10 protein-coding genes are annotated in these 7963 nt (G+C 55.7%); 4 read left to right on the top strand and 6 right to left on the bottom strand.

Features of this window, described 5'->3' with window-relative positions; genetic code table 11:
* The 4 genes from KHU33_RS24625 to mutT all read left to right on the top strand — a co-directional run.
* The coding region (locus KHU33_RS24625; RefSeq protein WP_211467938.1) for an SEC-C metal-binding domain-containing protein at positions 1-314 on the top strand (314 nt) is incomplete at its 5' end.
* Positions 315-548: 234 nt separating this feature from the next.
* The gene (gene argJ / locus KHU33_RS24620) at positions 549-1787 is read left to right on the top strand and encodes a bifunctional glutamate N-acetyltransferase/amino-acid acetyltransferase ArgJ (RefSeq protein WP_211467936.1); all 1239 of its coding nucleotides are present in this window, start codon (positions 549-551) and stop codon (positions 1785-1787) included.
* 152 nt (positions 1788-1939) lie between these two features.
* The gene (locus KHU33_RS24615; protein WP_211467934.1) at positions 1940-2815 is read left to right on the top strand and encodes an ATP-binding protein; all 876 of its coding nucleotides are present in this window, start codon (positions 1940-1942) and stop codon (positions 2813-2815) included.
* A gap of 56 nt (positions 2816-2871) precedes the next feature.
* The gene (gene mutT / locus KHU33_RS24610; RefSeq protein WP_268907145.1) at positions 2872-3267 is read left to right on the top strand and encodes an 8-oxo-dGTP diphosphatase MutT; all 396 of its coding nucleotides are present in this window, start codon (positions 2872-2874) and stop codon (positions 3265-3267) included.
* 28 nt (positions 3268-3295) lie between these two features.
* Here mutT and yacG read toward each other — a convergent pair whose 3' ends face one another.
* The 6 genes from yacG to KHU33_RS24580 form a co-directional block, all read right to left on the bottom strand.
* Entirely contained in the window at positions 3296-3484 is a 189-nt protein-coding gene (yacG, locus tag KHU33_RS24605; protein WP_014007902.1) for a DNA gyrase inhibitor YacG, read from the bottom strand.
* A gap of 25 nt (positions 3485-3509) precedes the next feature.
* Positions 3510-4265 carry a cell division protein ZapD gene (zapD, locus tag KHU33_RS24600; RefSeq protein ID WP_211467930.1) on the bottom strand — a complete coding sequence of 252 codons (756 nt, stop codon included), beginning with the start codon at positions 4263-4265 and terminating at the stop codon, positions 3510-3512.
* 131 nt (positions 4266-4396) lie between these two features.
* Complete coding sequence (gene coaE, locus KHU33_RS24595; protein ID WP_211467928.1) at positions 4397-5050, bottom strand: dephospho-CoA kinase; 654 nt, start codon at positions 5048-5050, stop codon at positions 4397-4399.
* A 6-nt stretch (positions 5051-5056) separates the two neighbouring features.
* On the bottom strand, positions 5057-5923 hold the full coding sequence (locus KHU33_RS24590) for a prepilin peptidase (RefSeq protein ID WP_211467926.1): 867 nt from the start codon (positions 5921-5923) through the stop codon (positions 5057-5059).
* On the bottom strand, positions 5923-7155 hold the full coding sequence (locus KHU33_RS24585; protein WP_211467924.1) for a type II secretion system F family protein: 1233 nt from the start codon (positions 7153-7155) through the stop codon (positions 5923-5925). The genes KHU33_RS24590 and KHU33_RS24585 overlap by 1 nt, the downstream gene beginning before the upstream one ends.
* 22 nt (positions 7156-7177) lie before the next feature.
* Positions 7178-7963: ATPase, T2SS/T4P/T4SS family (locus KHU33_RS24580; RefSeq protein ID WP_211467922.1), on the bottom strand; the 786-nt coding region annotated here is incomplete at its 5' end.

Here is a 7963-nt window from a genome sequence, read left to right as displayed (position 1 = left end):
CGTTTGAATTGTTTGGCCAGATGTTGGACCTGATCAAGAATGAAGTGGTCAAGGTGGTGATGACGGTGCGTATCGAAAACCGTGAAGAAATTGCTGCTGCAGAAGAGGAAATGGCGCAGTCTCACGTTGAAAATGTGCATTATCAACACGCCGATTTCGACCCAAGCGCAGCGCCGGAAGCCTTGCTGGCGCCAACCGCGCATAGCGAAGAACCGCATCAACAGGCCCATGCCGTACCGAAGGTCGGCCGCAATGATCCTTGTCCTTGCGGCAGCGGCAAGAAATACAAGCAGTGCCATGGCCAGCTGATGTAATCAGAACTGATGGGCTGTAGTGTCGCTAGACTAGAGCAGGGCGGGGAAACCCGCCCTTTGCTTTTATTGCAGCAGATGTACACATCGCCTGCTAGGCCATTACCCCTTAAAATAAGCAGCTGAATCACTATGCCGGTTCCCTGGCCCGAGCGGACTATCAACCCGCAATAACCCAATAACCATTAATCTCGGCAAACCACCGCCACCAACATCTACACTAAGTTAAGGATTCTCATGGCCGTCAATTCCCCTATTCCTGTCGCCGCCGACCTGCTGCCCGTGGCCGGTATCGAGCTTGGTCACGCCGAAGCCGGTGTCCGCAAAGCGAATCGCAAGGACTTGCTGGTGATGAAACTGGCGCCGACGGCGACAGTGGCCGGAGTGTTCACGCAAAATCGGTTTTGCGCCGCGCCGGTGCAAGTCAGTAAAGCCCATCTGGCTGCCGCGGAGATTTCCGGCGAGCCTATCCGCGCGCTGCTGATCAATACCGGTAACGCCAACGCCGGCACCGGCGAAGCCGGCCTGGCGGCGGCCAACGCCACTTGCGACGCGTTGGCGGAACTGCTGGGCTGCCACGCGGCGCAGATATTGCCATTCTCGACCGGAGTGATTCTGGAACCGCTGCCAGTGGAGCGAGTCACTGCCGGCTTGCCGCAGGCGATACGCAATTTGCAGAGCGACAACTGGTTCAACGCCGCCGAGTCCATCATGACCACCGATACCCAGCCGAAAGCCGCTTCGCGCCGTCTGACCATCGCCGGCAAAACGGTGACGCTGTCGGGCATCAGCAAGGGCGCCGGCATGATCAAGCCGAATATGGCGACCATGCTCGGTTTTCTCGCTATCGATGCGAAAGTGGCGCAGCCGGTCCTGGAGCAGATGGTGCGGCAGGCCGCCGACCGCTCCTTCAATTGCATCACGATTGACGGCGATACCTCAACCAACGATTCGTTCATGCTGATCGCCACCGGCGTCGGGGAACTGGAAGTCAATAGCGCCGATAGCCCGGAATATGCAGAGCTGGCAGCTGCTGTCACCGATATCTCCCAGCATCTGGCGCAGATGATCATCCGCGATGGCGAAGGCGCCACCAAGTTCATCACGGTCACCGTGGAACAAGGGCAGAACGTCGCCGAATGCCGCAAGATCGCTTATTCAATTGCTCACTCGCCGCTGGTCAAGACGGCGTTCTTCGCTTCCGACCCGAATCTCGGCCGGATCCTGGCGGCGATTGGCTATGCCGGCGTCGACGATCTGGATGTCAGCAAGCTGGATTTGTATCTGGACGATGTGCTGGTTGCCAAAAACGGCGGCCGCAATCCCGAATATCAGGAAGCTGACGGCCAGCGCGTCATGAAGCAAAGTGAAATTACGGTGCGTGTACAGCTGGCGCGCGGCGATGCAGCTGCCACGATCTGGACTTGCGATCTGTCGCATGACTATGTGTCGATCAACGCTGATTATCGTTCCTGATCCGATAGGTTTGCCGATGCGAGATGTTGCCCCTGGCCGGTTGTCGGCCAAGGGTAGCGGTGTTACTCCGACAAATAATATTCATCCAGTAGCGTTTTACTTTGCGCCAGAATGGGAGCAATCATTCCATTTATTATCGACCTCTCGCAGCCATGACCCAATTAAACCAATTTCTGATCCGTGCCGAAGCCCTGCTGGCGCGCCTTGAATCCATTTTGCCGCAAGCTAAAGCAGCACCCAACTGGCAGGTGGCAACTGCCTTTCGCTGGCGCCATCGCGGCGGATCAGCGGGCGGTTATTTGCAGGCGGTTGGCCATATTTCGGATATTGCACTGTCGGATCTGCACAATATCGAAGTGCAGAAGCAGCAGATCGACCAGAATACCCGCCAGTTTGTGGATGGCCGCCCGGCCAACAATGTATTGCTGACCGGCGCCCGCGGCACCGGCAAGTCATCCTTGATCAAGGCTTGCCTGAATCAGTACGCACCTCAGGGTTTGCGTCTGATCGAGGTAGATAAAGACGATTTGGCGGCGTTACCGGATATTGTCGACCTGGTGGCTGAACGTCCGGAGCGCTTCATTATTTTCTGCGACGATCTTTCGTTTGAAGAGGGCGAGAGCGGTTACAAGGCGCTCAAAGTAGCGCTCGACGGCAGCATCGCCGCACAGTCGGACAATGTGTTGATTTATGCAACCTCCAACCGGCGTCATTTGCTGCCGGAGCGGATGTCCGACAACGCCAGCTACAAAACTACCGAGGACGGCGATCTGCATCCGGGTGAAACCGTCGAGGAAAAAATTTCACTTTCCGAACGCTTTGGCTTGTGGGTGTCGTTTTATCCATTCAAGCAAGACGATTATCTGGATATCGTCGCGCATTGGCTAGGCCATTTCGGCTGCAATGCAGAGCAGATTGCCGAGGCTCGTGTCGATGCTTTGCGCTGGGCTTTGCAGCGAGCCTCGCGTTCCGGCCGGGTCGCCTGGCAGTTTGCCCGCGATTACGCCGGCCGGATGACGCAGTCATGAGCGCCCACACGTCCACCAACGCAATCGTCAGCGCACTCTCAGTTACCCCTGAGCGGATGCCGGTGAATGTCGCCGTTGGCATTCTGATGAAGCCCAACGGCGATGTGCTGCTTGGCCAACGGCCGGCGGGCAAGCCGATGGCTGGGTATTGGGAATTCCCGGGGGGGAAGGTGGAGTCGGGCGAGTCGATTTTCGATGCCCTCAAGCGCGAGTTGATGGAGGAGCTGGGGGTTGAGATTGCCTCCGCCGAGCCTTGGTGCGGGATTGAGCATCACTATGCGCATGCGCATGTACGCCTGCATTTTTATATCAGCCGTGAATGGAGTGGCGAACCGCAAAGCCTGGAAGGGCAGGCTTTTTCCTGGCAAGGCAGCGTAGGCGTGGAGCCTTTGTTACCGGCGGCGATTCCCTTGATCGAATGGCTGGACGAACTGCGCCGGGAAGGTTTTTAGTCCATCTGGGTGTGGTCCGCAATGATGACTATTGGGGTAGCTTGCCGTCATCGTCAATCTCATCCGGTGGATTGACCGCCGGGATCGCGTATTTTTCTTCGGCCCAGGCTCCTAGATCGATCTGTTTGCAGCGCTCCGAGCAAAACGGCCTGAACCGGTTAGCTGCAATCCATTCAACCTTTGTGCCGCAAGTCGGGCAATCGACGGTAGTAGTCATACAAATCTGTTCAAAAAAAGAGCATTTAAAAGTTACAAAGAGTCAGCTCAAACGGCACATCACCCTCATACGCTTTGGGCTTCAGATCGCCGCCCTGGGTGGTAAAGCGTATCCACAACATGTATTTATTGGCGGATATTTCGGGGATGGCCGCCAATTGTTCATCGATGATCAGGCGCAGCATCTGGTAGGATTTTCCCTGCAGCATTTGCTGGTAACTACCGTTTTGTGCGTCTATTTTTACCGAACTTCCTGTTTCGCGCAGTAACCGCAATACGATGCTGATGGCGTCGAACAAGGGAGCTAACGGTCCAAACCAGCCGATAATATCGTTAAACCGTCGTTCGGCAGGGAGTTGTTGCCAGGCGTAATACGACGGCAGGTCGAATTCACAGGCGCCGCCAGGAATGATGGTGCGGCCACGAATGCTCATCAGCCATTCATTTTCGCGTATATGCTGGCCGGTTTTTCCCTGAGTCGCCATGAGCGCGGTGCTGACGCGATCAATTTCTTGCAAGATGGCGTCCAGCATATCGGGTGCAACGTTCGGATTGGATTTAAAGCCGAGCAGGGTTTGTCTTTGTCGTTCCAGTTCTTGCAGCAAATCCGACTTCAAATCGGCGCGTCCGGCAACCTCCAGCATTTCGAAAATGGTGGATAGGGCGATGTGATGCTGTAGCGGACTTTCCTGTTGCACGAAGAAACCAAATCTTTCGTGCAGGTCTTCCAGCCGCAACAGGGTGCGAATGCGCTCGTTGAAAGGATATTCGTAGACGATCAAAGTGACATCCCTTAAAAATTTGAGCCGGATAAGACATGATTCTGAACGATGCGAACAGAAATTACAAATACCCCTCTGTTTTTAACATGCGACGAGAGGTTTTTGTGTCTGATATATAAAGCTTTATACCATTATATAGATCGGCTCAATGCCTGATATAGCGCATGTAATTGCTCTATTTGCGGCATTAGCGCCGCCGGCCCGCTATCATTGGTAATCACGTCGTCAGCGGCCTCCAAGCGCTGCTGCCTGGTGGCTTGCGTCGCCATGATGGCGCGCACCTGCGACTGGCTCAGCGCATTGCGCTGCATCACACGCTGCAACTGAATCTGTTCGTCGCAATCCACGACCAGTATGCGTTTCACCCTTTCCCTCCAGTTGCCGGATTCAATCAATAGCGGCACCACAAAAATCAGATACAAACCTTCAGCAAGTTCCGCCGCGCTGGCGGTTTCGGCCCGGATCAAGGGGTGCAAAATCGATTCCAGGCGCCGCTTTGCCGATGCATCCGAAAATATATGAGCACGCATCTTGGCTCGGTCCATGGCGCCGCTGGCGTCGATGAAGGCGCTGCCAAACTCGCTCACAATCGGTGCGATGGCGACGCCATTCGCCGCAGTCAACTGATGGGCGATGGCATCGGTGTCGATGACGGCGGCGCCGCGTTCGGCAAACATGTTGGCGACGGTGGTTTTGCCGCTGCCGATGCCGCCGGTCAGGCCGACGCTAAATCTATCGGTAGTTCGCGCTAACTTATCGTCATTATCCGCATCGTGCTGGTTCATACGATGTTAGGTAGCAAAACCGAAATAAGTTTCCAGAATTGTCTGGCCGTAGAGCAAGGCCAGCAAGCCGGCGGCAGCCAGGTAGGGGCCGAAGGGGATAGGTTTGTCGCGTCCGCGGCTGGTAAAAACGATCAGTGTTATTCCGACCGCAGCACCCACCAGCGACGAAAACAAGATAATGATGGGAAGCATTTTCCATCCCAGCCAGGCTCCCAGCGCCGCCAGCAGCTTGAAATCGCCGTAACCCATGCCTTCCTTGCCAGTCAGAAGTTTGAACGCCCAGTAAATCGCCCACAAGCTCAGATAGCCGGCAATAGCGCCGATCACCGCATCGTGCAGCGGTACGAACAGGCCGGACAGGTTAAGCAGCAGGCCCATCCATAGCAGTGGCAAGGTCAGGTCGTCGGGCAGCAGTTGGGTGTCGGCGTCGATAAATGTCATGGTAATCAGCAGGTAGACAAATACCAGCGTCGCCAAGCCTGTCCAGCCGCTGCCGAAGTGCCAGATGAGCAGAGCCGACAGTGCGCCGGTCAACGCTTCGACCAGCGGATAGCGGATAGAGATAGGGGTTTTGCAGGCCGCGCATTTGCCGCGCAAGGCCAGGTAACTCAAGACCGGCACATTCTCCAGCGCACCGATCTGGTGTTTGCATTGTGGACAGGCCGAACGCGGCACCACAAGATTGTAGCGCTCGGTATGCGGCAGCGGCTTGCCGCTTTCGTGGGCGACATAATTGTCCGACTCACGCTGCATCATGATCGGCAGTCTATGAATCACTACATTCAAAAAACTGCCGATGATCAATCCAAAAACAGCCGCCAGTACGGTGGGAAGCAGACTTCCCGCCGTCATGAAAAAAATCCCATCTTGCATCAGACCACCGAACCCAGTTTGAAGATCGGCAAATACATGGCAATCACCAGACCGCCGATCAGTACACCCAGGATCACCATGATCAAGGGTTCCATCAGGCTGGACAGGGACGCCACGGCATCGTCGACTTCAGCTTCATAGAAATCGGCGACCTTGCCGAGCATTTGATCCAGCGAACCGGACTCCTCTCCGATCGAAACCATTTGCGTCACCATATTCGGGAACACGTTGGCGTTTTCCATGGCGGTCGTCAAACTGGTGCCGGTGCTGACTTCGCTCTGAATTTTCTTGGTTGCATCCAGGTAAACCGCGTTGCCCGATGCGCCGCCTACCGAATCCAGCGATTCAACCAATGGCACGCCGGCGGCAAACATGGTTGCCAAGGTACGGGTCCAGCGCGCAATCGTGGCCTTGCGTATCACCGGGCCGAAAATCGGCGCTTTTAGCAACAGCTGGTCCATGAAGCGCTGCACTTTGAGCGAGCGTTTCCAGGATTGGAAGAACAGATACAGGCCGGCAAATATGGTGGGGAATATGATGTACCAGTTAGCCACCATGAAATCCGAGATTCCCATCACCACCAGGGTTGGCCCAGGCAAGTCCGCGCCGAAACTCGAGAATACCTGCTTGAATGCGGGCACCACCCAGATCATGATGACCGCGGTAACGATAAAGGCCACGGCCAAAATAGACACTGGGTAGAACATGGCCGACTTGATCTTGCTTTTGATGGCCAGGGTCTTTTCTTTGTAGATTGCCAGCCGCTCCAGCAGATCTTCAAGAATACCGGCTTGCTCGCCGGCGCCGACCAGATTGCAGAACAGCGGGTCGAAATACAGCGGAAACTTGCGGAACGCCTGGCTCAGGCTGGTGCCGGTTTCAACATCGCCGCGGATATCGTTGACCAGTTTCGATACCGACGGATTGGCATGGCCCTTGGCCACGATATCGAAAGATTGCAGCAGCGGCACGCCAGCCTTCATCATGGTGGCAAGCTGGCGGGTAAACAGCGAAATATCCTTGTCAGAAATTTTTTTGCCGCTGCGGAAGGTTTTCTTTTTGACCTTGGTGACCAGGATTCCCTGGCGCCGCATGGTGACGCTGACCACGGTCTCACTGCCTGCGCGCAATTCGCCGCGCATCACTTTGCCCTTTTTATCCTTGCCCTCCCAAAGATAAACCCACTCTTTGACCTGGCGTGCGCTGGAGGCGCTGCGTGCGGCAGTTGCCATGAACTATTCCCCTAATCAGATATTAGATATTGGTGCAGCCAAGCACTTCTTCGAGGCTGGTCAGACCTTGTTTTACTTTCACCAATCCCGACAAGCGCAAGGTCTTAATGCCCTCGCGCTTCGCTTGTGCTTCGATTTCCAGCGCCGTGCCGTGCGCCAGGATAATGCGTTCTATTTCTTCGGTAATCGGCATGATTTGATAGATGCCGACCCGCCCCTTGTAGCCGGTGCCGTTGCAGCGTTCGCAGCCGACCGCCTTGTAGGGCATCCAGCTGCCGTCGAGGTCGTCTTCGGTGAAGCCGGCTTCGACCAAGGCTTCTTCCTGGATCGAAATCGGTTGTTTGCAATTGCACAGACGGCGTGCCAGCCGTTGCGCGGTGATCAGGATGACCGATGACGCGATATTGAAGGCCGGCACCCCCATATTCATCAGGCGTGTCAGGGTCGATGGCGCATCGTTGGTATGCAGCGTGGAAAACACCATATGTCCGGTCTGCGCCGCCTTGATCGAGATATCGGCAGTTTCCAGATCGCGGATTTCACCGACCATGATGATGTCGGGATCCTGCCGCAGAAAAGCCTTCAGCGCCACCGGGAAAGTCAGTCCGGCACGGTCGTTGATATTGACCTGGTTAACCCCGGGCAAATTGATTTCGGCCGGATCTTCGGCAGTGGAAATATTGATACCGGGCTGGTTCAGGATGTTCAGGCAGGTATACAGCGATACGGTTTTACCGGAGCCGGTAGGGCCGGTCACCAGCACCATGCCGTAGGGGCGCTGAATGGCGTCCATCAAAATGGCTTTTTG

This window comes from Collimonas silvisoli (assembly GCF_018305005.1).
In the GTDB taxonomy this organism is placed as follows: domain Bacteria; phylum Pseudomonadota; class Gammaproteobacteria; order Burkholderiales; family Burkholderiaceae_D; genus Collimonas; species Collimonas silvisoli.
The sequence above is the reverse complement of the archived record's forward strand: the minus strand, read 5'-3'. Positions and strand labels throughout refer to the sequence as shown.

What these genes read in the sequence shown, in the direction of transcription:
- coaE (WP_211467928.1), bottom strand. Translation starts at nt 5,050, where the DNA reads ATGAACCAGCACGATGCGGATAATGACGATAAGTTAGCGCGAACTACC.
- KHU33_RS24590 (WP_211467926.1), bottom strand. Translation starts at nt 5,923, where the DNA reads ATGCAAGATGGGATTTTTTTCATGACGGCGGGAAGTCTGCTTCCCACC.
- argJ (WP_211467936.1), top strand. Translation starts at nt 549, where the DNA reads ATGGCCGTCAATTCCCCTATTCCTGTCGCCGCCGACCTGCTGCCCGTG.
- yacG (WP_014007902.1), bottom strand. Translation starts at nt 3,484, where the DNA reads ATGACTACTACCGTCGATTGCCCGACTTGCGGCACAAAGGTTGAATGG.
- mutT (WP_268907145.1), top strand. Translation starts at nt 2,872, where the DNA reads ATGCCGGTGAATGTCGCCGTTGGCATTCTGATGAAGCCCAACGGCGAT.
- KHU33_RS24615 (WP_211467934.1), top strand. Translation starts at nt 1,940, where the DNA reads ATGACCCAATTAAACCAATTTCTGATCCGTGCCGAAGCCCTGCTGGCG.
- KHU33_RS24585 (WP_211467924.1), bottom strand. Translation starts at nt 7,155, where the DNA reads ATGGCAACTGCCGCACGCAGCGCCTCCAGCGCACGCCAGGTCAAAGAG.